General features: G+C 66.5%; 19 protein-coding genes and 1 tRNA gene. 8 read left to right on the forward strand and 12 right to left on the reverse strand.

Translation table 11 applies throughout. The features are described 5' to 3' along the window. Window positions 1-169: 169 nt before the first annotated feature. The 7 genes from WDC82_RS19070 to hydA all read right to left on the reverse strand — a co-directional run bounded on the left by WDC82_RS19070 (window position 170) and on the right by hydA (window position 9,167). Window positions 170-1,411 carry an aminotransferase class V-fold PLP-dependent enzyme gene (locus tag WDC82_RS19070; RefSeq protein WP_340118977.1) on the reverse strand — a complete coding sequence of 414 codons (1,242 nt, stop codon included), beginning with the start codon at window positions 1,409-1,411 and terminating at the stop codon, window positions 170-172. A 22-nt stretch (window positions 1,412-1,433) separates the two neighbouring features. Continuing rightward, window positions 1,434-2,702, reverse strand: a complete 1,269-nt coding sequence (locus WDC82_RS19075; protein ID WP_340118978.1) for an amidohydrolase family protein — start codon at window positions 2,700-2,702, stop codon at window positions 1,434-1,436. Window positions 2,703-2,854: 152 nt separating this feature from the next. Beyond that, on the reverse strand, window positions 2,855-3,796 hold the full coding sequence (locus WDC82_RS19080; RefSeq protein ID WP_340118979.1) for an ABC transporter permease: 942 nt from the start codon (window positions 3,794-3,796) through the stop codon (window positions 2,855-2,857). 23 nt (window positions 3,797-3,819) lie between these two features. After that, window positions 3,820-4,869, reverse strand: a complete 1,050-nt coding sequence (locus tag WDC82_RS19085; protein ID WP_340118980.1) for an ABC transporter permease — start codon at window positions 4,867-4,869, stop codon at window positions 3,820-3,822. Then, the gene (locus tag WDC82_RS19090) at window positions 4,859-6,439 is read right to left on the reverse strand and encodes an ABC transporter ATP-binding protein (protein ID WP_340118981.1); all 1,581 of its coding nucleotides are present in this window, start codon (window positions 6,437-6,439) and stop codon (window positions 4,859-4,861) included. The genes WDC82_RS19085 and WDC82_RS19090 overlap by 11 nt, the downstream gene beginning before the upstream one ends. 208 nt (window positions 6,440-6,647) lie before the next feature. After that, complete coding sequence (locus WDC82_RS19095; protein WP_340118982.1) at window positions 6,648-7,688, reverse strand: BMP family protein; 1,041 nt, start codon at window positions 7,686-7,688, stop codon at window positions 6,648-6,650. A 36-nt stretch (window positions 7,689-7,724) separates the two neighbouring features. Beyond that, window positions 7,725-9,167 carry a dihydropyrimidinase gene (hydA, locus tag WDC82_RS19100; RefSeq protein WP_340118983.1) on the reverse strand — a complete coding sequence of 481 codons (1,443 nt, stop codon included), beginning with the start codon at window positions 9,165-9,167 and terminating at the stop codon, window positions 7,725-7,727. A 252-nt stretch (window positions 9,168-9,419) separates the two neighbouring features. Between hydA and WDC82_RS19105 the strand changes: the two genes are divergently transcribed. From WDC82_RS19105 to WDC82_RS19115, 3 genes are all read left to right on the forward strand, one after another. Further along, on the forward strand, window positions 9,420-10,283 hold the full coding sequence (locus WDC82_RS19105) for a nitrilase-related carbon-nitrogen hydrolase (RefSeq protein ID WP_340118984.1): 864 nt from the start codon (window positions 9,420-9,422) through the stop codon (window positions 10,281-10,283). An 89-nt stretch (window positions 10,284-10,372) separates the two neighbouring features. Beyond that, entirely contained in the window at window positions 10,373-10,813 is a 441-nt protein-coding gene (locus WDC82_RS19110; protein WP_340118985.1) for a DUF4399 domain-containing protein, read from the forward strand. Window positions 10,814-11,033: 220 nt separating this feature from the next. Beyond that, window positions 11,034-12,827 carry a radical SAM protein gene (locus WDC82_RS19115; RefSeq protein WP_340118986.1) on the forward strand — a complete coding sequence of 598 codons (1,794 nt, stop codon included), beginning with the start codon at window positions 11,034-11,036 and terminating at the stop codon, window positions 12,825-12,827. 126 nt (window positions 12,828-12,953) lie between these two features. Here the strand turns inward: WDC82_RS19115 and doeB are convergent, their stop codons facing one another. Next, entirely contained in the window at window positions 12,954-13,949 is a 996-nt protein-coding gene (gene doeB, locus WDC82_RS19120) for a N(2)-acetyl-L-2,4-diaminobutanoate deacetylase DoeB (protein WP_340118987.1), read from the reverse strand. Between the two features lie 2 nt (window positions 13,950-13,951). Continuing rightward, window positions 13,952-15,130, reverse strand: coding sequence for an ectoine hydrolase DoeA (gene doeA / locus WDC82_RS19125; RefSeq protein WP_340118988.1), 1,179 nt, complete (start codon window positions 15,128-15,130; stop codon window positions 13,952-13,954). Window positions 15,131-15,419: 289 nt separating this feature from the next. Between doeA and WDC82_RS19130 the strand changes: the two genes are divergently transcribed. Then, a complete protein-coding gene (locus WDC82_RS19130) occupies window positions 15,420-15,929 on the forward strand; it encodes a PAS domain-containing protein (RefSeq protein WP_340118989.1) in 510 nt (169 codons plus the stop codon). A gap of 47 nt (window positions 15,930-15,976) precedes the next feature. Here the strand turns inward: WDC82_RS19130 and WDC82_RS19135 are convergent, their stop codons facing one another. Beyond that, window positions 15,977-16,765 carry a class I SAM-dependent methyltransferase gene (locus tag WDC82_RS19135; RefSeq protein WP_340118990.1) on the reverse strand — a complete coding sequence of 263 codons (789 nt, stop codon included), beginning with the start codon at window positions 16,763-16,765 and terminating at the stop codon, window positions 15,977-15,979. Between the two features lie 351 nt (window positions 16,766-17,116). Between WDC82_RS19135 and WDC82_RS19140 the strand changes: the two genes are divergently transcribed. From WDC82_RS19140 to WDC82_RS19150, 3 genes are all read left to right on the forward strand, one after another. After that, window positions 17,117-18,277 carry a hypothetical protein gene (locus WDC82_RS19140; protein ID WP_340118991.1) on the forward strand — a complete coding sequence of 387 codons (1,161 nt, stop codon included), beginning with the start codon at window positions 17,117-17,119 and terminating at the stop codon, window positions 18,275-18,277. 36 nt (window positions 18,278-18,313) lie between these two features. Further along, window positions 18,314-19,288, forward strand: coding sequence for a hypothetical protein (locus WDC82_RS19145; protein ID WP_340118992.1), 975 nt, complete (start codon window positions 18,314-18,316; stop codon window positions 19,286-19,288). Window positions 19,289-19,415: 127 nt separating this feature from the next. Further along, a complete protein-coding gene (locus tag WDC82_RS19150) occupies window positions 19,416-20,957 on the forward strand; it encodes a phospholipase D family protein (RefSeq protein ID WP_340118993.1) in 1,542 nt (513 codons plus the stop codon). A 37-nt stretch (window positions 20,958-20,994) separates the two neighbouring features. Here the strand turns inward: WDC82_RS19150 and WDC82_RS19155 are convergent, their stop codons facing one another. Together WDC82_RS19155 and WDC82_RS19160 are read right to left on the reverse strand one after the other, a co-directional pair. Next, window positions 20,995-21,336, reverse strand: a complete 342-nt coding sequence (locus WDC82_RS19155; protein ID WP_340118994.1) for a hypothetical protein — start codon at window positions 21,334-21,336, stop codon at window positions 20,995-20,997. A gap of 336 nt (window positions 21,337-21,672) precedes the next feature. Next, window positions 21,673-21,762 (reverse strand) — tRNA-Ser (locus WDC82_RS19160). 214 nt (window positions 21,763-21,976) lie between these two features. Between WDC82_RS19160 and WDC82_RS19165 the strand changes: the two genes are divergently transcribed. Further along, window positions 21,977-23,161 carry a substrate-binding protein gene (locus tag WDC82_RS19165; protein WP_340118995.1) on the forward strand — a complete coding sequence of 395 codons (1,185 nt, stop codon included), beginning with the start codon at window positions 21,977-21,979 and terminating at the stop codon, window positions 23,159-23,161. The last annotated feature ends 29 nt before the right edge of the window (window positions 23,162-23,190 follow it).

Raw genomic sequence — 23,190 nt, forward strand, 5'->3', positions numbered from 1 at the left:
CTGTTGCCGCAAACGGCTGTCGTCCCGGGGCTTGACCCCCGGGACCCATTGGCGTCTCATGTGCAACATCCCAGGTTGGTGTGGCGACGATTGTGCACGCGGATGGGGCAATGGGTCCCGGCATCAAGTGCCGGGACGACATCCTTTGAATGGCAATGGTAGAGCGCCCTTACAGCGACGCGTCCAGCGCCTTCATCAGCTTCTCGATCTCCTCCGGCGCCGTGTAGTGCACGAAGGAGAGGCGCAGCACGCCGGCTTCGGGATCAAGACCGAGGGCCTGGACCAGGCGGTAGGCGTAGAAATTGCTGACCCCGGCGGCGATGCTGCGCGCGGTCAAGGCCTCCAGCACCGCCTCGGCCGGCTTGTTCTTCGGGTGGATCGCCACCGTGGGCGCGCGCTCGGCGGGGTCGGTCGGGCCGAGGACGCGGATGTCGTTGCGCTGGCGGAGGTAGTCCAGCAGCGGCGCCAGCAGCGTTTTCTCCTGCGCCTCCATCAGGGCGTGGACGCGGCGGCCGCGCTCCGCAGCCTCGGTGACGCCCTTGCCCCGGCTGTCGAAATGATGCGCGTAGAGGGCGTCGAAGTAGTCGGCGATGCCGGCGGAGGCGGCGATCTGCGCATGGTCCGGCCCGGCCGGCGTCAGGCGCTTCAGCACGCTGCCGGCGTTGAAGAAGTGGCCCTGGTTGGGCAGCCGCTCGGCGAGATCCTTCTTCACCACCATGAGGCCCTGGTGCGGCCCGTAGGTCTTGTAGAGCGAGAAGAGATAGATGTCGGGGCCGAGCGCTTTCATGTCGGAGAAGCCGTGCGGCGCATAGGAGACGCCGTCGACCACCGAGACGGCGCCGGCGGCGCGCACCCTGGCGCAGATCTCCGCCACCGGGTTCACGTGGCCGACGATGTTAGAGCAGTGCGGGAAGGCGACCAGCCGGGTCTTCTCGCTGAGCAAGGCGTCGAGGCCGGCGGGATCGAGCCGCCCGCTCTCCGGGTCGACCTGCCACTCGTGCACCGTGATGCCGCTTTCCGAGAGGCGGCGCCAGACGCCAGAGTTGGCCTCGTGGTCCTGGTTGGTGACAATGATCTCGTCGCCGGGCAGCAGCATCTGCCGGAAGGCCTGGGCCAGGACGTAGCTGTTCTGGCTGGTCGAGGGGCCGAAGTGCACCTCGTCGGTGGCGACATTCAGGTAGCCGGCGAGCCGCGCCCGCGCTTCGTCCATCTCCTCGCCGGCGCGCTTCGATGCCGGGAAGGGACCATAGGGCTGCACCTTGGTCTCTCGGTAGAACCGCGTCAGGCGATCGATCACCGGCCCGCAGGCATAGGAGCCGCCGGCATTCTCGAAGAACGCCCAGTTCTTGAGCGAGGGCTCGGAGAAGGCGGGGAACTGATTGCGGACGAAGGCGAGGTCGAGCTGCGGCACGGGAATTTCCTCGGATTGGGGATTACTTGAGGAAATCGATAGCCTGATTGCCCAGGACCTTCAACCGAGCTTCCACCTTCGGCATTTCCGAAATCACCTTGCCGCGCCGGATGACGAAGAGGCGAGCAGGCTTCAGGCGCAGGGCCTCCAGCACGTCGCCGGCTTGCAGGATCACCATGTCGGCGTGGCAACCGGGCGCGAGGCCGTAGCCTTCCAGCTGCATCACCCTGGCACCGTTTTCCGTGACGGCGGCGAAGCAGGCCTTTTGTTCCTCGACGCCCGTCATCTGGCCGACGTGGAGGCCCATGTGGGCGACTTCCAGCATGTCGTGGCTGCCCATCGAGTACCAGGGGTCCATGACGCAGTCGTGGCCGAAGGCGACGTTGATCCCTTGCTGAAGGAGCTCCTTCACCCGGGTCATGCCGCGGCGCTTCGGGTAAGTGTCGTGGCGGCCCTGCAGGGTGATGTTGATGAGCGGGTTGGCGACGGCGTGGACCTCAGCCTCGCGCATGAGGGCCATCAGTTTGGTGACGTAGTAGTTGTCCATGGAGTGCATGGAGGTGAGGTGCGAGCCGCTGACGCGGCCCTGCAGGCCCAGGCGTTGGGTCTCGAAGGAAAGACTCTCGATGTGGCGCGACAGCGGGTCGTCGCTCTCGTCGCAGTGCATGTCGACCAGCAAGCCGCGCTCGGCGGCGATCTCGCAGAGCAGGCGTACGGAAAAGGCGCCGTCGGACATGGTGCGCTCGAAGTGCGGGATGCCGCCCACCACGTCGACGCCCTTGTCGAGCGCCCTGGCGAGGTTCTCCGGCGCCTTGCCGTAGCGCAGGTAGCCGTCCTGCGGGAAGGCGACGAGCTGCAGGTCGATCCAGTCCTTCACCTCGTCGCGCACTTCCAGTAGAGCGTCCACGGCCAGCAGCCGGTCGTCGCAGATGTCGACGTGGCTGCGGATGGCCAGCGTGCCGCGGGCGACGGACCAGCGGCAGAGGGCGAGGGCGCGCTCTTTGATCGCCGCGACGGTGAGGTCCGGCTTCAACTCGCCCCAGAGCGCGATGCCCTCCAGAAGGGTGCCGCTCTGGTTCAGGCGCGGCAGGCCGAGGCTCAGCGTCGCATCCATGTGGAAGTGGCTGTCCACGAAGGGCGGCGTCACCAGATGGCCGCCGGCGTCGATGGTTTGCGCGGCTTCGGCTTCGACGTTGGGCCACACCTCGGCGATGCGGCCGTCCTTGACGGCGATGTCAACGCCGGTTTCGCCGGAGGGCAGGGTGGCGTTGCGGACGATGAGGTCGAGCATTCAGAATTCTCCTTACGGGAGCCTCGCCCTTCGAGACGGCCGCCCACATTGCCTCTGCGCGGCCTCCTCAGGGTGAGGCTCACTCTCTTCCGTCACCTCTCCCTCATCCTGAGGAGCCGCGCAAGCGGTGTCTCGAAGGATGGATAACCGGCTCACCGCTCCCCCTTTCTGAACGGCACCAGCAGGGCCTTGGGGTAGGCCGCGCGGCGCGACATGACGATCATGGCGAGGATACTGAGGACATAGGGCATCATGAGGAAGAACTGGTAGGGGATGAAGGCGGACGACGCCTGCTGCACGCGGATCTGCAGCGCCTCGAAGGCGGCGAACAGCAGCGCGCCGGCCAGGGCCTTGCCGGGGCGCCAGGAGGCGAAGATGACCAGGGCGACGCAGATCCAGCCGCGCCCGTTGATCATGCCGATGTAGAAGGCATCGAACACCGAGATGGTGAGGAAGGCACCGCCGACCGCCATGAAGGCGCTGCCCAGCATGACGGCGGCGGTTCTCAGCCTGTGCACGTCGATGCCTTGGGCCTCCACCGCCAGGGGGTTCTCGCCGACCATGCGCACGGCAAGCCCCAGCGGCGTGCGATAGAGGCCGTAGCCGACGACCGGTACCAGCGCGAAGGCGAGATAGGTGAGCGGGCTCTGGGTGAACAGCACCGTGCCGAGGTAGGGGATTTCCGACAGCAGCGGGATCGCGAAAGGCTTGAAGGGGTCGATCTTCGGCGGCGTGGTGACGTTGGGCAGCAGCATGCGGAAGGCGAAGTAGCTGAGCGAGGACGCCAGCAGGGTGATGCCGATGCCGGTGACGTGCTGCGACAGACCCAGGTACACGCTGAAGACCGAATGCAGCAGGCCGAACAGCGCGCCGGCGGCAGCCGCCACCAGCACCGCCGTCCAGAGGTCGCCGCCCTGGTAGACCCAGAACCAGGCGACCATGGCGCCCATGGTCATGATGCCCTCGATGCCCAGGTTCAGCACGCCCGCACGCTCGCAGATCAGCTCGCCCAGGGTGCCGAAGATGAGCGGGGTGGCCATGCGGACCAGAGCGGCCCAGAAGCCGAGGGTGACGAAGATCTCGAGGATGTCCATGCCGCCGCCCTCCTATCGCAGCCCTAGCGCCACTGGGGCCGGAAGCGCACGAAGAGCACGCTCGCCAGCACCAGCAGCAGGGCCGTGGCAGTCAGCACGTCGGCCAGGTAGTTGGAGATCGACATGGCGCGGCTCATGGCGTCGGCACCGTTGTAGATGGCGGCGACGAAGATCGCGGCGGCGACCACACCCAGCGGATGCAACCCCGCCAGCATGGCCACGGCGATGCCGGTGTAGCCGAAGCCCGGCGAGATATCGATGGTGAGATAACCCTTTGCCCCGGCCAGCTCGCAGACCCCGGCCATGCCGGCGAGTCCGCCGGAGAGCAGCGCCGTGCGCAGCACCGTGGCGCCGATCGGCATGCCGGCAAAGGCGGCGGCTTCCGGGTTGTAGCCGACGGCGCGGATCTGGAAGCCCCAGCGGGTGAAGCGAATGAAGGCCCAGGCGAAGACCGCGAAGGCCACCGCCCAGATGAGCCCGGAATGCAAGCGCATGCGCGGCACCAGGGTGCCGAGGATCCCTTCGTCGATGATCGGCGCCGCCTGCGGCCAGCCCATGGCCAGCGGGTCCTTCCAGGGGCCGAACAGCAGGTAGTTGGCGAAGAGAATGACGACGAAATTCAGCAACAAGGTGGTCACCACCTCGTCGACGCGCAGTTTCAGCTTCAGAATGACCGGCAGCAGCAGCAGCAGGCCCCCGGCGACGGCACCGACGAGAAACAGGAACGGCACCATGAGAAAAGGCGGCAGATGGACCATGCCGGTTCCCACCCAGGTGGCGGCCAGCGCGCCGGCGTAGAGCTGGCCCTCGCCGCCGATGTTCCACAGCTTGGCGCGGAAGGCGACCGCGGCGGCGAGGCCGGTGAAGATCAGCGGGGCCGCGCGGGTCAATGTCTCGGTGAGCGCGAAGGTCGACCCGAAGGCGCCCCTCAGCAGGGCTGCGTAAGAGTCGATGATCGGTGCGCCGCTCCACAGGATCAGCAGGGCGCAGAAAGCAAACGCGAGTCCGATGGCGGCGATGGGAGCGGTGAGGTTCAGCCAGAAGGGAGCGTGAGCGCGCGGTTCAAGCCGCATGGCCGGCCTCCCGGCGGTAACGCTCGAACTCGCCGTGGCCGGACATCAGCAGACCGAGCGCCGTGAGGTCGGCCTCCTCGGCCGGCACCGGCTGCGAGAGGCGGCCCTGGTACAGCACGGCGATGCGGTCGGAGACCTGCAGCAGCTCTTCCAGGTCCTCGGAGATCAGGATGATGCCGGCACCCTCGGCGCGCGCCTCGAACAGCAGCTGCTGCACCTTGGCGGCGGCGCCGACGTCGAGGCCGCGGGTCGGCTGATTGGCCAGGATCACGCGGGGCTTGGCGCTCAGCACGCGGGCGAGGATCACTTTCTGCATGTTGCCGCCGGACAGCGCCCGGGTGGTTGTCGTCGGGTCGGCACCGCGGATGTCGAAGCGCTCGATGAGCGCACGCGCGTGGCGGCGGATGACGCGGCCCTTGAGGATGCCGAGACCGCAAAAGCGGCGGTCGCCGGAGGCTTCCAGGATGAAGTTTTCCTCGACCGGCAGATCGCCGACCACGCCCACGGCGTGGCGGTCCTCCGGGATGCGGCCGACACCGCGGCGCTGCATGCCGGCGGGCGAGGTGGTCGTCACGGTTTCGCCCAGCAGCTCGAAGCTGCCCTCGTCGGGCAGCGCCAGGCCGCAGAGCAGCGCCGCCAGCGCGCCCTGGCCGTTGCCCGAGACACCGGCGATGCCCAGGATCTCGCGTCCGTAAAGCAGCAGGTGAAGGTCCTGCAGCGGGGTCCGGCCGCCGCCTCCCGCCATCGACACCCCGGCCAGCTGCATGACGATCTCGCCGGGCGCCAGCGGCTCGCGCTGGGGCAGCGCGATGGCGCGGCCGACCATCGCGTGGGCGAGGCTCTCGTTGCTCGCCTCGGCGATCGGCATCCCGGCCACCAGCCTGCCCTGGCGCAGCACGGCGACGCGGTCGGCGACCGCCATCACCTCGTTCAGCTTGTGGGAGATGAAGATGATGGAAAGTCCCTCGGCCACCATGGCCTTGAGGGTGGCAAAGAGGGATTCGACCTCCTTGGGCGCCAGCACCGCGGTCGGCTCGTCGAGGATCAGGATGCGGGCGCCGCGATAGAGCGCCTTCAGGATCTCGACCCGCTGGCGCTCGCCGACCGAGAGGTCCCGCACCAGCTTCCGGGGATCGACGGCGAGGCCGAAGTGTCGGGCGAGGTGTTCAACCTTCTCGCGCGCCTCGGCGCGGCCCTGCGTCGGCTTCCACAGCGATTCGGTGCCGAGCACGATATTGTCGAGCACGGAGAGGTTCTCGCCGAGAGTGAAGTGCTGGTGGACCATGCCGATGCCGGCGGTGATCGCCGCCTTGGGCGAGCCGGCCGGCAGGCGCCTGCCGAAGGCCTCGATGGTCCCTTCGTCGGCGACGTAGTGGCCGAAGAGAATCGACATCAGGGTGGTCTTGCCGGCACCGTTCTCTCCCAGCAGGGCGAGGATCTCGCCGGACTTCAGCGCCAGCGAGATGGCGTCGTTGGCGGTCAGCCCGCCGAAGCGCTTGGTGATCCCGTCCAGACGCAGCACGACCGGTGCGCCGCCGCCGGCACGCGCTGGTTCATCGACTTCTGGCATCGCCAGTGTTCCCCCGCAGGCATAGACGGCCGGATCATCGCACCGACGGCGCCACCCCTCAACTGTCACCCTCGGGCTGGACCCGAGGGTCCATGGCAGGGGGCGGGCGCCAAGCCCTGCCATGGATCCCGGATCGCGCTCTCCCGGTAACGCTTCTGGGACGCTCGCTTGTCCGGGATGACAACCGGGGGTCCGGAAACCTATGCGATCAGAATGTCGACTTCGGCTCTTCGTCGTTGATCTCGACCACCAGGTCGCCGGCCTTGATCTGCTGACCGAGGGCCTCGATCTTGGCCTTGGTCTCCGCCGGGATCTTGCCGTCGAACTCATAGAAGGGCGACAGCGAGGCGCCGCCGGCCTTCATCATCGTCCATTCCTTGTAGTCCTCGGCCTTGAAGGTGCCGGCCTTGACCTGTTCGATGGCGTAGTCGATCGCCGGCTCCATGTGCCAGAGCGCGGAGGCGACCACCACGTCTGTGCCGTTCTCCAGCTTGTTCATGTCGTTCACGTTGCCGAAGGCGAGGATGCCCTTCTCACGGGCGGCATCGACCACGCCGGCGCGCTCGGCGTAGATCACGTCGACGCCGGACTCGATCTGCGCGAAGGCGAACTCCTTGGCCTTCGGCGGGTCGTACCAGGAGCCGATGAAGGCCACCTTGAACTCGACATCGGGGTTCACTGACTTGGCGCCCGCCATGAAGGCGTGGAACAGGCGGTTCACCTCGCCGATGGCGTGACCGCCGACCATGCCGATCTTGTTGGTCTTGGTCATCGAGCCGGCGACGACGCCCATCAGGTAGCAGGGCTCGTGGATCCAATTGTCGAAGACCGCGAAGTTGGAGCCGTGCGGACCACCGGAATCGCCCATCAGGAAGGCGACCTCCGGGTAGTCGTCGGCCACCTTGCGGGCTTCGCGGGCGACGCCGAAGGCTTCGCCGACGACCAGGTCGACGCCGCCTTCGGCGTACTCGCGCATGACGCGGACGTAGTCGGTGTTGGAGACCTTCTCGGAGAAGCTGTACTCGATCTCGCCGCGCTCCTCGGCCGCGGTCAGCGCCCGGTGCAGCGTGCCGACCCATTTCTGCTGGATCGGCACGGTGTAGATGCCGGCGACCTTGATCTTCTGCTGCGCGACAGCCGCTTCGCCGGAGAGTCCGACGAAAGCGCATGCGGCGAGCGCCAGCGCGGCCGCCTTCAGCATGCCGCGGCGGCGCAAAGCGAACCCATTCCCCTCGTTGAGAGACGTCATGCCCCCTGTACTCCCTGTTCTGACTGGTTGTTTCAGCTACATCCGATCGACCGCCACCGGGGCTTTGGCCTCGTGCTGGCGGTTTATGGCCTGGTAGTAGGACGGGAAGGTCGGACGGTCGACGTAGCGGCCGGCGCCCTTCACGGTGCGGACGTCGCCGTCCTGGTAGACCACCTTGCCCTGGCTGATCGTGATGGTGTTGATGCCCTTGACGGTCATTCCCTCGAAGATGTTGAAGTCCACGTTCTGATGGTGCGTGTCCTTGGAGATCGTGCGTTCTTTCTCCGGATCCCAGATCGCGATGTCGGCATCGGCGCCGATCGAGATGGAGCCCTTGCGCGGATAGATATTGAAGATCTTGGCCGCGTTGGTTGAGGTGATGGCGACGAACTCGTTCATCGTCAGACGCCCGGAGTTGACGCCGTGGTGCCAGAGGACGTGCATGCGGTCCTCGACCCCGCCCGTGCCGTTGGGAATCTGCGTGAAGTTGTTGTGGCCCATGCGCTTCTGCGGCGCGCAGAAGCAGCAGTGATCGGTCGCCGTGGTCTGCAGCATGCCCGCCTGCAGGCCGCGCCACAGCGCCTCCTGGTGCTCCTTGGAGCGGAACGGCGGGCTCATCACGTGGGCCGCCGCGTAGTCCCAGTCCTTGCTGCGGTAGACTTCGTCGTTCACCAGCAGGTGGCCGGCCAGCACCTCGCCGAAGACGCGCTGGCCCTCGTTGCGCGCGCGGGTGATCGCCTGCAGCGATTCCATGCAGGAGTTGTGGACGATGTAGAGCGGCACGTCCAAGACCTGGGCGACCCGGATCGCGCGGTTGGCGGCCTCGCCTTCGACTTCCGGCGGGCGGGAGAGGGGATGGCCTTCGGGCCCGGTGATACCGCGCTTCAGGATCTCGTTCTGCAGGTGGAACACCAGCTCGCCGTTCTCGGCGTGTACCGTGCAGATGGCGCCCAACTCGCGCGCGCGGGTGAAGGAGTTCACCAGCACCTCGTCGTCGCACATGATGGCGCCCTTGTAGGCCATGAAGTGCTTGAAGGAGTTGACGCCGCATTCCGTCGTCAGCGTCTCCATGGCGGCTTTCACCGTCTCGTCCCACCAGGTGATGGCGACGTGGAAGGAATAGTCGCCGGCGGCCTTCTCGGCCCAGCCGCGCCAGGTGCGGTAGGCCTCCATGACGTCCTGCTTGGGGCTCGGGATGACGAAGTCGATGATCATGGTGGTGCCGCCGACCATGCCCGCCGAGGTGCCGGAGTAGAAGTCTTCCGAGGCGACGGTGCCCATGAAGGGCAACTCCATGTGGGTGTGCGGATCGATGCCGCCCGGCAGCACGTAGGCGCCGCCGGCGTCGACGACCTCCGCGCCCGCCGGCGCCTCCAGGGACTCGCCGATGGCGACGATCTTGTCGTCCTGCGTCAGCACGTCGGCCCGAAAGGAATGGTCCGCGGTGACGACGGTGCCGCCCCTGATGAGGATCGCCATGATGCCTGTCCCTCCTGCTTCCCTGTTACACGCTTTTCGGATCTGAAACTTGTCCATTTGGTCAATTTTGCACGATGTCGCGGAGCGAAGCGAGTCCGCTTTTCGGGCGCGAAGCCCTTTTCCGCCGGGCGTTACACGCCAACGAACGACTTCGGCGGGACAAGCCCCTTGCCAGCGATCCTGACCAAATGGTCAAATCTCGGCAAGCACGCGAAACGCGTCCGACAACGCTTCCGACAGGGGAGACGACACATGGCGACGGTCAGGGCGGGACTCATCCAGATGGCGTTGAAGGCGGACACCGGCGACAAGCCGCAGGCGATCCGCGACAAGATGAACGCGGCGCACCTGCCGCTGATCGACGAAGCCGGCAAGAAGGGCGTGCAGGTGCTGTGCCTGCAGGAGGTCTTCAACCAGCCCTACTTCTGCCCCAGCCAGGACGCCAAGTGGTACGCCGCCGCCGAGAAGATCCCCGACGGGCCGACGGTGAAGCTGATGCAGGACTACGCCAGGAAGTATTCCATGGTCATCGTGGTGCCGATCTACGAGGAGGACATCACCGGCGTCTACTACAACACCTGCGCGGTGATCGACGCCGACGGGTCCTACATGGGCAAGTACCGCAAGACCCACATCCCGCAGGTCGCCGGCTTCTACGAGAAGTTTTTCTTCAAGCCCGGCAACTCCGGCTGGCCGGTGTTCGAGACGGCCTATTGCCGCCTCGGCGTCTACATCTGCTACGACCGACACTTTCCCGAGGGCTGGCGCGCGCTGGCCTTGAACGGCGCCGAGTATATCGTCAATCCCTCGGCCACGGTGGCGGGCCTCAGCCAGTATCTCTGGAAGCTGGAGCAGCCGGCCTCGGCGGTGGCGAACGGCTGTTACATCGGGGCGGTGAACCGGGTCGGCACGGAGGCGCCGTGGAACATCGGCAAGTTCTACGGCTCCAGCTATGTGGTGAGTCCGCGCGGCGAGTTCCTGGTCGAGGCCAGCGCGGACAAGGACGAGTTGGTGACCGCCGACATGGACATGGACAAGGTGCGCGAGGTCCGCAATCTCTGGCAGTTCTTCCGTGACCGCCGGCCTGAGACCTATGGGCCGTTGACCGCGATTTAGGGGAGCCGGTGCACGGCAGCTTGCATTCCCGGATCTTTGGTCTAAGTGAAGATCGAATTAATTCAAGAAGATCGAGGGAGCGTACAAAGATGCGTGCAGCAATTCTGGCCGCCGGTTTCGTGCTCGTTGCCGGTGCCACCCTGGCCGGTGCCGCCCTGGCCGGTGAGACCCCGGCACCGGCCGGCGCTGAGCTCTATTTCATTTCGCCGCAGGACGGTGCGACGGTCACTTCGCCGGTCACCGTGCGCTTCGGCCTCAAGGGCATGGGCGTCGCGCCGGCCGGGGTGGAGGACAAGGCGAACACCGGCCACCACCACCTGCTGATCGACACCGAAGTGCTCTCCGGCGCGGCGCTGGACGAGCCGATCCCCGCCGACGACCACCACAAGCACTTCGGCGGCGGCCAGACCGAGACCACCATCGAGCTGACGCCGGGGACCCACACCTTGCAGCTGGTGTTGGGCGACTGGAGCCATATCCCGCACAATCCGCCGGTCATGTCGCCGAAAATCACCATTACCGTGAAGTAACCCCCGGCGCGGCCGGAACTTGAAGGGCCTCGGGCGTCGGAATCCCGCCGCCGGGGCCCATTCTCGTTCGTTCTCTATCTAAATTGCCGCTGTGATGGCCCTCTTGGGGGTTATTCAACCGCGATTAAGCGCGATTCTGCGCTGATTCCCCGGTTTCTCTTGGCACCGCGGCGCCAAAGCCGCTACGCTTTTTGATTATGGCCTGCTTGGGGGGACGTCAATGACGGCCAACGGGCGCAAAAAGCGGTTCGGGATCGAGCTTATCAAGCCGTCGCACTATGACGACGACGGCTACGTGATTCAGTGGGCCAAGGCCTGGGTTCCGTCGAACACGCTCTCCAGCCTTTACGGCATCACCCTGGACGTCATCGACCGGAAGCTGCTGGGCGAGGACGTCGAGGTCGTGCTGAACGGCTACGACGAGACCAACACCATCATTCCGGTCGAGGACATCATCGCCCGCCTGCAGGCGCCCGGGACCACCGGGGTGGTCTGCCTGGTCGGCGTGCAATCGAACCAGTTCCCGCGCGCCATGGACCTGGCCCGCCGGTTCCGCGCTGCGGGCCTGCAGGTTGCCATCGGCGGCTTCCACGCCAGCGGCTGCATCGCCATGCTGCCGGAGTTGCCGCCCGACCTGCAGGAGGCGCTCGATCTCGGCATTACCCTCTATGCCGGGGAGGGCGAGGGGCGGTTGCACGAGTTCTACCACGACGCCCTCTACGGCCGCCTGAAGCCCCTCTACAATTACATGAGCGATCTGCCTGGGCTCGACGACCAGCCGACGCCCTACCTGCCCGAAGCGATGGTGCGGCGCTACGGCGGCTCGGTCGCCTGCTTCGATGCCGGGCGCGGCTGCCCGTTCCAGTGCAGCTTCTGCACCATCATCAACGTGCAGGGCCGGAAGTCGCGTTTCCGCACCGCCGACGATGTCGAACGCCTGGTGCGCGCCAACATCGCCCAGGGCATCAACCGCTTCTTCATCACCGACGACAACTTCGCCCGCAACAAGAACTGGGAGGCGATCTTCGATCGTCTGGGGGACCTGAAGGAGGAGACCGGCCGGCCGTTCTCCATCATCATCCAGGTCGACACCCTCTGTCACAAAATCCAAAACTTCATCCCCAAGGCCAAGCGGGCCGGTGTGGCGCGGGTCTTCATCGGCCTGGAGAACATCAATCCCGACAACCTGATGGCCGCCAAGAAGCGGCAGAACCGCATCACCGAGTACCGCGCCATGCTGCAGGAGTGGCGCAATCACCAGATCCTCACCTATGCCGGCTACATCCTGGGCTTTCCGGCCGACACGCCGGAGAAGATCGCCCACGACATCGAGGTGATCAAAAGGGAACTGCCCATCGACATCCTTGAGTTCTTCTGTCTGACACCCTTGCCGGGCTCGGAGGACCACAAGAACCTCACCTTGAAGCAGGTGCCGATGGACCCGGATATGAACATCTACGACCTGGAGCACGTCTGCACCGGTCATGCGCTGATGTCGAAGGCGGAGTGGCAGGGAATCTACGACGCGGCCTGGGAGCTCTACTATTCCGAAGATCACCTCGAGACGCTGATGAGGCGCATGGTGGTGAGCGGCAACAAGCCGGAGCGCATCTGGGCGCACGCGCTGCAGTTCGCCGGCTGTATCCGTTACGAGAAGGTGCATCCGCTGCAGGGCGGCTATTTCCGCCGCAAGGTGCGGACCCAGCGCCGGTCGGGCCTGCCGCTGGAAGCGCCACTGCCGTTCTATGCACGCCGGCTGTGGGAGATCGCCGCCACCTACGGTCCCTTCGCCTGGTTCGCGCTCAGGCTTTGGGTGAAGTGCCAGATCATCAAGCGCGATCCGGCAACGCAGCGCTACACCGACCAGGCGCTGACCCCCGTCGTCGACCACGGCGAGGCGGAGGAACTGGAAATGTTCGCCCTCACCGAGTCCGCCAAGGCCGCCGTCGCCAAGGCCCAGCGCGAGGCCGCCGCACGAGAGAAACACGCCAAGGCGGTGACGGCGGCGGAGTAGGCAGTCATGGTTCGAGACGGCGCTGCGCTTCTCCTCACCATGAGGCTCTAGTATTGCTTCACCCTGAGGAGGCCCCGGAGGGGCCGTCTCGAAGGGCGAGGCAAAGCGTTCTCAAAGGGCAACCGACTACGCCCCCGATACTGCGATCACCGCGAGAGTGTCGCCGCTCTGCACCAGGCCGGGATAGTGCCGGCCCGCCACCACGCCGTCGCGGTAGGCGGTGTACTCAACTGGCCGCCAGCCGCTGCGCTCGGTGTCGTAGACGCGGGCGATGAGGTCGCCCTCGGTGACGCTGTCGCCCAGATCCACCATGAATTCCAGGATACCGGCATGCTCGGAGGTGACGAAGCAGCGCTCGTCCGGCATGTCGAGCTGCACGCTCGGCCGCATCTCCACGGCGCCCGGCAGGATGCCGACGTGGTGCAGCACGTTGCGCAGGCCGCGCTTGGCGACCTCGACGGTGTGCGGCGTCGTGCTGCCGCCGCCGCCCAACTCGGTGGTGACGAACAGCTTGCCGCGCGCTTCCGCCTCGGTGTCGAACATGCCGACGGCATCCAGTTCCAGCATCACCATCGAGTAGGGCGCGTTGAAGGCCTGCATGGCCGCCGCGCAGCGTGTCTCCAGCGCCGGATCCTGCGGCAGGCGGTGGCAGGCCGCGTAGGGCACGAACTCCAGGGTCTTGCCGCCGGAATGCAGGTCGACCACGACGTCGGCCTGCGGCAGCAGGGTCGCGGTGACGTAGTCGGCGATCTTCTGGGTGATGGTGCCGTCCGGCTTGCCGGGAAACAGGCGGTTCAGGTTGCCGCCGTCGATGGGCGAGGTACGCCGTCCCGCGCGCACCGCCGGATAATTCATCATCGGCAGCAGGATGACGCGGCCGGTGATCTCGGAGGGCTCCAGGGTGCGGGCCAGGTCGAGCAGGGCGATCGGCCCTTCGTACTCGTCGCCGTGGTTGCCGCCGGCGAACAGCGCCGTCGGCCCGTCGCCGTTCTTGATCACGGTGATCGGGATGAGGATGGCGCCCCAGGCGGAATCGTCGCGCGAGTAGGGCAGCTTCAGGTGGCCGTGCTGGACGCCGTCCTGGTCGAAATCGAGGGCGCAGGAGATCGGATTGACGGCCATTGCTAGTCCTTGACGAAGAGTTTGCGCGGCACCTCGGCAAGGCAGCGGGCGCCGTTTTCAGTGATGACGATGCTCTCGGTGGTCTCGAAACCCCAGTCGTCGAGCCACAGGCCGGTCATGAAGTGGAAGGTCATGCCCGGCCGCAGTTCGGTGGTATCACCGCCGCGCAGGCTCATGGTGCGTTCGCCCCAGTCCGGCGGATAGCTGAGCCCGATGGAGTAGCCGGTGCGGTTGTCCTTGGCGATACCGTAGCGGGCCAGGACGGCGAAGAACGCCTTGGCGATATCCTCGCAGGCCCGGCCGGGGCGCGCCTCGGCAAGGCCCGCCTCCATGCCCTCCAGCACCGCCTTCTCGGCCTCGACGAACTGCTGTGACGGCTTGCCCAGGAAGACGGTACGCGACAGCGGACAGTGGTAGCGCCGGTAGCAGCCGGCGATTTCGAAGAAGGTGCCCTCACCGGACTTCATCGGGCGGTCGTCCCAGGTCAGGTGAGGGGCGGCTGCATCGGAGCCCGAGGGGAGCAGCGGCACGATGGCGGCGTAGTCGCCGCCGGCGTCCTCGGTGCCCAGGGCGCCGGCATGCAGAATCTCCGCCACCAGGGCGTTCTTGCGCATGCCCGGTTCGATGGTTTCGAAGATGCGGTCGTGCATGCGCTCGACGATGCGCGCGGCCTTCTCCATGTAGGCCAGTTCCTGCGGCGACTTCACCGCGCGCTGCCAGTTCACCAGGGCAGTGGCGTCGTGGAAGCTGGCGTTGGGCAGTTCCTGCTGCAGCACCGCGAAAGCCTTGGCGCTGAAATAGTAGTTGTCCATTTCGACGCCGATGCGCCGCTTGTCCCAGCCGCGCCGGCGGATGATTTCGGCCAGCACCTGCATGGGGTGGCGCTCGGTGGACTGCACGTAGTGGTCGGGGTAGCTCTCGATGCGCTCGGGCGGGATCCAGGCGGTGCGCTTGGCCCCGTTGGCGTCCTGCTGGCGGCCAAACCAGACCGGTGCGTCGTCGCTCGGCAGGACCACGGCCTGGTGGACGTAGAACGACCAGCCGTCATAGCCGGTCAGCCACGCCATGTTGGAAGGGTCGCTGACGATCAGGGCGTCCAGGCCGGCCTTCTCCATGGCCTGGCGGGTCTTGTCGGCGCGGGCCGCGAACTCCTCACGGCTGAAATGCAAAGTCGGTGTCATGCCTGCTCCTGCAAAGGCGCCGCCGTGCTGCTGCCGACGCGGCCGCCGAAAGGCCAACTGTAGGGGAACCTGTAGCCGGCTTTAAAGCCTCTTACCACAATCTGTAGGGTCGATTTCGGGCGGTATGCGCCGGCAAGAGGGCGGAAAGCGCCGTTCTTTGGTCCTCTTGCCAAGCCTGGGGCGCGGCTGTGATACTTTGCCGAAGCGGGACTAAACAAGCCGACGAGCAGGTCTTTAGTGAAGCTGTGGGAGTCTGTCTTGGCCAAACGCCCCCGAAGGGCCCACCCGCATGGCTGAGGTGCCCGGCGAGGAAATGCGGCGCACTGACGCGCGGGCCTGGCTTGAGGCGGAGGCGCCGATTTCGCCTCTCGGCCGCGAGTTTCTAGCTTATTGGCACGACAAGTGTCCGCTGCCGGAGGCGGGCGGCGGCTTTCCCGCGCGTGCCGACATCGCGCCGGAGGACATCCTCAGGCTGCTGCCCTACATTTTCATGCTGGACGTGGTGGAAGAGGGGGGGACGCAGGACTTCCGATTCCGCCTGGTCGGGACCGCGATCGTGGAGATCGAGGGCGAGCATACCGGACGCCGGCTCAGCGAGATGTTCCCCGACCGTGAGGCCTACCGGGTGCTGTGGCAGCAATACCATGACGCGGCGGCCGGCAAAGTCTGGGTGCGCCACGAGACCCTGCACTGGCAGGGCCGCGACCACCTGCACTACGAGGTGATCCTGGCGCCGCTCCAGGACGAGGCGGGCGACGTCACCATGCTGATCGGCATCGCCCACGCGCCGGCGGGTTAAGGAGCCTCACCGCTTCCGGCCCCCGCTTGCAGACGGGTGCTGCGGCTTCAGGCCTTGGCGACCTTGGTTGCCTCCATCAGGGCGTACCAAGCCCACCAGCGGCAAGCGGGCAGGGTGAAGAGCGCTTTGTCGATGCTGCGCGTCACGGCGAGTAACGGACCCTTCGCCCGGCTGTTTCGGAAGGGAACGGCCGCCAGGGTCGTCAGCCCGTAGAAGCGGCAGTCGCTCGCGCCGAAGGCCGCATCGAAGCGGTCAAAATCCGATTTCAGCAGAGGGTGCTCGTCGGGGGTGCGGGCCCCGGGGGTCAGGCGCCGGTACAGTCCGATGGCGGGGTTGTGTCCCAGCGGTTCGACAAACACGGCGCGCCCGCCCGGCCGCAGGACGCGATTGATTTCCCCAAAGGCGCGCTCGACGTCGAGGTGGTGCAGGATACCGCTGCCGAAGACCAGATCGAAGGTGTCGTCCGGGAAGGTCATCGCCTCCGCGTTCATGGCTTCGAGACGGACATTGCTGAGGCCGTTGTCCGCCGCCCGAAGGCGGCCGCGCCCGATCGCGACATCGGAGATATCGATTCCACAGGCAGTGCGGGCACGCGGCGCAAGACGCAGGGCGTTGTCGCCATAGCCACACCCGTATTCCAGGATGTCGGCATCGGCAGCGAGTTCGTGCACCCGCGCCCCGTAGGCGCGGAAACAGTCACCGATGGCGTCATAGTACTTCAGCTGGGCATCGCGGTCGTCATGCTCGAAACGGGAGTTATGAAAATCCCGCTCGCGCGCCACCCGCGACAGGTCACTCTCAGATTGCGAAAATGTCTGATCCATCCTGCGCCCCATCGGTTGCACCGCCTCCCAACAGGCGCACCGAACCGGGGGTTGAGGTCAAGTGTCATTAAGGCGACTTAAAGAGAGGGGCCGGCCGGTTCGGAATGTTGTTTGTGCGCAAGTAACGGACCGGCGATCCTGTCCCCATCTGGGGGTCGACGTATCGCGCGCCGTGCGGCATAACCTGCAGTGTGGGAATTGCCGCGGCCGGGCCAGCCGCGGGCTGAATACCGGAAGGGGCTTTCAGGGGTGTTTTTGTCTCGCCGCGCCGCGCGTTGCGCCGGCTGTCTCATTGCGATTGTCTTTCTTTCTGTTTCCTCGTTAGCGCGAGCCGACTCGCCGGATGACGGCAAGAAGGCAGGGATGGCGGCGGACGCCCTGCGCCTGCTGAACCAGGCCGACGGGCTGAAGGCCGCTGCACCGGCCGACCCAGCCGCTGGCTTCCTGTCGCCGACGCCCGCCGCGACCATCGCCGACGAAGACTACGCGCGCGTGCTGCGCTCCGGCATCCCCCTCCAGGGCATCCAGGTGCGCGACGACCCCGTAGCCCCCGCCGCACTGGACCCCTACTTCGAGGGCAGCTTCAAGCGCACGCACCATGTCTACATCGGCGAAGACCTGGTGACCTACGACAAGGGCGTCTACGCGATGCCGGGCCAGGCGGCCTACGTCGGCACCTTCACCTATTTCGGCCAGCCGACGCAGACCGACGTCGCCTTCGTCTTCCCCAAGGGCAGCTTCGTCGTGGTCGGCAAGAAGCTGACGCCGGACGGCAAGGCGGAGACCGGCATCTATATCGCCGAGGACGCCGTGGCCGGCTTTGCCCTGCGCTTCGTCAAGGCGACGCCGGAGTACCTGGCGGACTTCGAGCGGCACCACGCCCGCGCCGCCGACGCCTACCGTCGCCAGCAAGCCGAGGCGGCCGCAAACGGTGGCTTCAGCTTCGGCCAGGCCCTGGCCCTCGGCCTGGGCGCGGCGGTTATCGGCGGCGCCGACCTGCCGGGCCTCGACAAGATGCAACTCGGCCAGGCTTTCGTCAGTGATGTGATGGGCGGCGGCGACGGCACCGCCCTGATGAGCAGCTTCATGGGCGCGATGCAGGGGGCGACCGGCGGCGAGTCGCTGTTCTCCGGCGGCATGGACTTCCAGGCGCCGGGCCTCAACGGCATGCTCGCGAACCTGATGCAGGGCAACGGCGCCGGCGCTGGCGGCACTGTCGGCGCTGCCGGCAATAGTGGGAGTGGAGGTGGGGGTGCCGCTGTCCCGGCACCCACGCCCGCTCCCGCATCCCCTGGGGTGTCCGCTTCCGCCGGCGGCGCCGGACCGGCCAGGAGCGAGAGCTACAGCTTTTCCTGTCCCAGCGGAGCCAGCTATTCCATCCCGATCAGCTACCGCCAGGCCGCTTGCGGTGAGGCGATGAAGAATTTCGCCAGGGTTTATTCCTGCAACCTGATCGGCGACTTCGCCGCGGCGGGCCAGCGCTGCCAGCAGGCCTGCGGCAACGCCCAATGTGCCGAGAAGTAATCCCAAGACATCGATGCTTTCCTACGGAGTGAAAACATGAATACCCGATGCCGCGCCTTGCTCGCGGGCAGCGCCCTGCTTTGCGCCGTCTTCGTTCTGGGCGCCTGTCAGTCGATGGGTGAGGGCATGGCCGAAAGCGCTGCGCGGGCGCGCGCCGAACGCTATGCCGCCCAGGGCAACCCGCAGTTCTCGGACCCGCAGCTGCAGGCCGTGGTGAAGGACTTCGAGGCCCGCTACGCGGTCATCGGTGTCGATGCCGACCGGCTGGGCCTGGACCAGGGTCGGCCCTGTCCGGTCAGCAAGGCGACCGCGTTCACGGTGATGAAGGGCATGAGTTACGAGGCCTATCAGAAGATACAGCTGGATATTGCCGCAAAGGTCCCCGGCTACACAGGCATCTCCGATCCGGACGCGGTTCGGGTGGTGTCGCTGTCCGGCTTCTGCGGGGAGAACGGGCCGCAAGGCCCGGCGGTCATCGTCGGCACCACCCGCGACATCTCGCGCTACCGCGGCGAGGGTTACAGCACCGTGACGGTCTCCGACACGGTCAGTCGGATCGAAGCGACCTGGGCCGAGGGGCAGCGGCGCGGTGAGCAGACGATCATCAGCATCATCCGTTCCGCCCAGTTCAAGGAGACCGGCGATGGGCAGCTGGCCGAGAACATCCAGGACTGGGACTACCTCAACGAGATCCGCGACGCGCCCTCCGCGAACTACACGTACCTCGTGCCCAAGGCGGATGGAACGCCGCGCTACACGGTGAGCTTCGGGCGCAACCCCACGATCGGCACCTATACGACGACGGTCGCCGAGCATCTCGACACCCGGCTTACTTACACGCGAACCTGGCAAGGAACTGAGTTGCTGCAGGAAAACCGGATGAAGGACGGCCAGCTGCATGGCTGGATGATCATCCATCCGACGGTCTACGACGGCACCCAGATCCCCGGACGCCGCGACTGCTACCAGAACGGCGAGCTGGTGAAGGCGCTGGAGTGCCCGTCCAGCTGACCTGCGCCTCTGCCGCCATCCCTGAAGTTTGGCGGTTTGCGGAACGCGGACGCACTTGCAGGGTTGATTCTCGCCGGCCGTCGCCGAACACTTGCGGCTGGAAATCAATCGCGGGGGCGATTTCGTCATGTTGCGGCTGCTTTCGGCCTGTGGGCTGGTGCTTTTTCTGGCCGCCTGCGCCACCCTGCCGGCAGAACTGCCGCAGGGACCGGAGGAATTCGCGCTGGCACCGCAGCCGGACGGACTGCTCGCATCGGTTGAAAAGTCCTTCGCGATGCCCGTCGGCCCCGACGTCTCCGGTTTCCGCCTGCTCGCATCCAACGAAGAAGGCCTGCGCTGGCGCCTGGCGCTGATCGATTCCGCGCGCCACAGCCTCGACCTGCAATACTACGTCTGGTGGGGCGACGAGGCCGGCGCGCTTTTGATCAAGCGCGTCATCATGGCGGCGGACCGCGGTGTGCGGGTGCGCATCATCGTTGACGACCTAAGCACCATGCTGGCCGATGCGACAAACCCGAAGCTGCGCGACGGTGCCGCCGCGGTCATCGACGCCCATCCGAACATCGAGATCCGGTTGTTCAATCCCTGGCGCGCGCGCAGTCTTGTGGGGCGGGTTTTCGAGTCCGTGCTTCACATCGAACGCGTCAACCAGCGCATGCACAACAAGCTGATGATCGCCGACAACCGCGCCGCGGTGATCGGCGGGCGCAACATCGGCAATGAGTACTTCGGGCTGTCGCCCGAGTTCAATTTCCACGATTTGGATACCCTCGGGATCGGCCCGGTGGCTCGCCAGGCCTCGGGCGTGTTCGACCGCTTCTGGAACAGCGAACTGGTCGCCCCGGCCGGGGCCCTCGGCCTGGAGGCGACACCTGAGGACCTGGAGGCGGGCGTTGCGCTGGTCACGCGGCGGCTCGACGCCTCACCCGTACTGTCGCACTTCGCGATCGAAGCGCGTGACTGGCAGGTCGAGCTCGCCGAGCTGCCGGACGCGCTGCGCACGGGCACCAGCCGCGTTTACACCGACAGCCCGGAGGAGGACGGCGTCGACCACCTGATGCCGCACGCGATCCGCGAGCTGCTGGAGAGCGCTGAGCACGAGGTCCTCATCACCAACGCCTACATCATTCCGGGCGAACCGACGATCGAATGGCTGAAGTCGCAGACGGCGCGCGGCGTGCGCTATCGCATCCTCACGAACTCCCTGGCCTCGCACGATGTGCCTGCCGTGAACGCGCATTACAAGCTGTGGCGCCGCGACCTGCTGCAGGCCGGTGTCGAGCTCTACGAGATGCGGCCCGATGCCGCCATCCAGCCGCTGCTGGTCGACACGCCGCCGGTGACCGCCGAGTTTATGGGGCTGCACACCAAGGCCGTGGTGGTGGACGGCAAACGCGCCTTCATCGGCTCGATGAACTTCGATCCGCGCTCGTGGCGGATCAACAGCGAGATGGGCGTCATCGTCGAGAGCACCGGCCTCGCCGCCGACCTGCAGAGCGCCATCGCGCGCGACATGCAGCCGGAGAACGCCTGGCAGGTGAGCCTGGCGCCCGACGGCCAAATGCTGTGGACCATCGACGACGAGGTTTGGCGCTGGCAGCCGGCCCGCAGCTTCTGGCAGCGTGTCGAAGACTTCATCTTCATGGCGATGCCGAAGGAGCTGTATTGAGGGGCGCTGCCTCTATGGAGCGTTCCTATCGAAACGCCTAATAGGCGGGGACGCCGTCCACCCGGCAGTCGCCGCGGGTATAGGTCTGATTGACGTAGGCGGCACGGTTCATATCAATCACCAGCCACCCGCTGCAGCCGTTGAGGCGGATCCAGGCCCTTGCGCCGCGAATGGGCGGCCCGGCCTTGTCGGTCATGTTCCGTTTGATCTTGTAGTCGATCGACCGCACCTCGGAATCGCTGATCCGCAGTTCCGCGAGGCGTTCCGCCGTCGCCTCCGCGAACTTCTCCGTTTGGGCTGCCGAGGTGGCAGGAAGCGCGGCGATGGCCAGGGCAAGGACGGCGGGCCCGATGCAGTGCTGCAGAAGAGCATATCTCATAGCGAAACCCTCTCGGTGACCTCTACAGGCAAGACTTAGTGTTCCCTGCAACGTTCCCAAGGTCTTCCGAGGGTTTTCGTTCACTCCAGTCTGTCGGCAAGGTGAAAAAGCCGGCTGGCTGATCTTGCAATGGGAAATGCCTGGGCTTTCTGATGTGGCGGAGGGGGTGGGTTAGACGGCGGTCTGCTGACCGCCGCCCGCCTCGCCAACTCGGCGGGCGCTTCGCTGCGCTCCGCGTCGCCGGCGTCCTGCTGACGCCGACACGAACCTGGGTCCGTTCACCGCACCCGCTCACCCAAATCAAAAAGCCCCGGACCATGCCGGGGCCTTTTGATTTGGCGGAGGGGGTGGGATTCGAACCCACGATGGGCTTCCACCCATGCCAGTTTTCAAGACTGGTGCCTTAAACCGCTCGGCCACCCCTCCTCCGGGGCCCGAACGGGCCCTGAAGACTCTCAAGTGCCCGCCGCCGATCTTGGGGCAGGGGCCGAGAGACGGCGGAGAGTTAGCAAAGCCGCCGCCGGCTGCAAACCCTGAATCGCCGCCCCAAGCCCGCGGAGCGCGGTCAGGGTGTTGCAGCGCAACACGAACCGGGCCAAACTCGGGCAACGAAATTCGCCAAAAAACAGGGGGTGCGGTCATGGTGAAGGTTTCTCGGCGCCGGGTTCTGGCGTCCGGTGCGGCGGCGGCCGGCGTGGCGGCAGGCATGACGGCATTGCCCGGCCTGGCGACGCGCGGCTGGGCGGCCGATCCCATCCGGGTCGGCGCGGTGCTGCCGTTCTCCGGCGGGCTGGAGCTCTTCGGCAACCAGGCGAAGCTCGGTCTCGACCTGGCGATGCAGGAGATCAACGCGGCCGGCGGCATCCTCGGCCGCCCGCTGGAGGTCCTCTACGAGGACAACAAGACCGACCCCAAGACCTCGGTGGAAAAGGCCCGCAGCCTGATCGGGCGCGACGGTGCCATCGCGCTGACCGGGCCGATCCTCTCGTCGTCGCGCGACGCCATGGCGGCGACGGTGGAGCGCTCCAAGGTGCCGCTGCTCTACGCGACGAACTACGAGGGCGGCGCCTGCAGCCGCTACATCTTCTCGTTCAACACCGTGCCGAACCAGGAACTGGCGAAACTGCTGCCCTACATGCACGAGAATTTCGGCGGCAGCACCTACATGTTCGGCGCGGACTATGTCTGGCCGCAGCAGATGTTCGCCGCCGCCGAGGGCATCGTCGGGCAACTGGGCGGCAGCGTGGCCGGCAAGGAGTTCACGCCCTGGGGGGTGAAGGAGTTCGCACCGGTCATCCGCCGCATCGCCGACAGCGGCGCCAAGGTGCTGCTCTTCGCGCTGCCCGGCGGCGACGGCATCACCTTCATCAAGCAGGCCGAGGCCTTCGGCCTGTTCGACAACGTGACCGTGGCGTTCCTCGGCTTCGCCGAAACCTACCTCGGCGCCTTCGGGCCGGGCGGCGGTCAGAATATGTGGGTGACCGTGCCCTTCGTCGCCTCCGGCCAGCAGCCGGGCGTGCAGGACTTCGTGGCCCGCATCCGCGCACAGGCCGGCAACGACGTGCCGATCTCCCACTACGTGATGACCCACTACAACGCCATGAATGCACTGCGCGACGCGCTCACCCGTAAGGATGCCGTGAGCGCCGAGGCCGTGGTCGACGGGCTGGAGGGCCTCACCGTGTCGACGCCCACCGGCCCGGTGAGCATCGGCGGCGTGGACCACCACGTCACCCTGCCGATGTTCCTCGCCAAGACCGAGGGCGCGGGCCTGGTGACGGTGCAGGATCTCGGCCGCATCGCGCCCGAGGCCGGTTGCAGCTAGGCCGGTTGCAGTTAGACTGACCCCGCGAC

The organism is Pelagibius sp. 7325 (assembly GCF_037652055.1).
Lineage (GTDB): Bacteria > Pseudomonadota > Alphaproteobacteria > Kiloniellales > Kiloniellaceae > Pelagibius.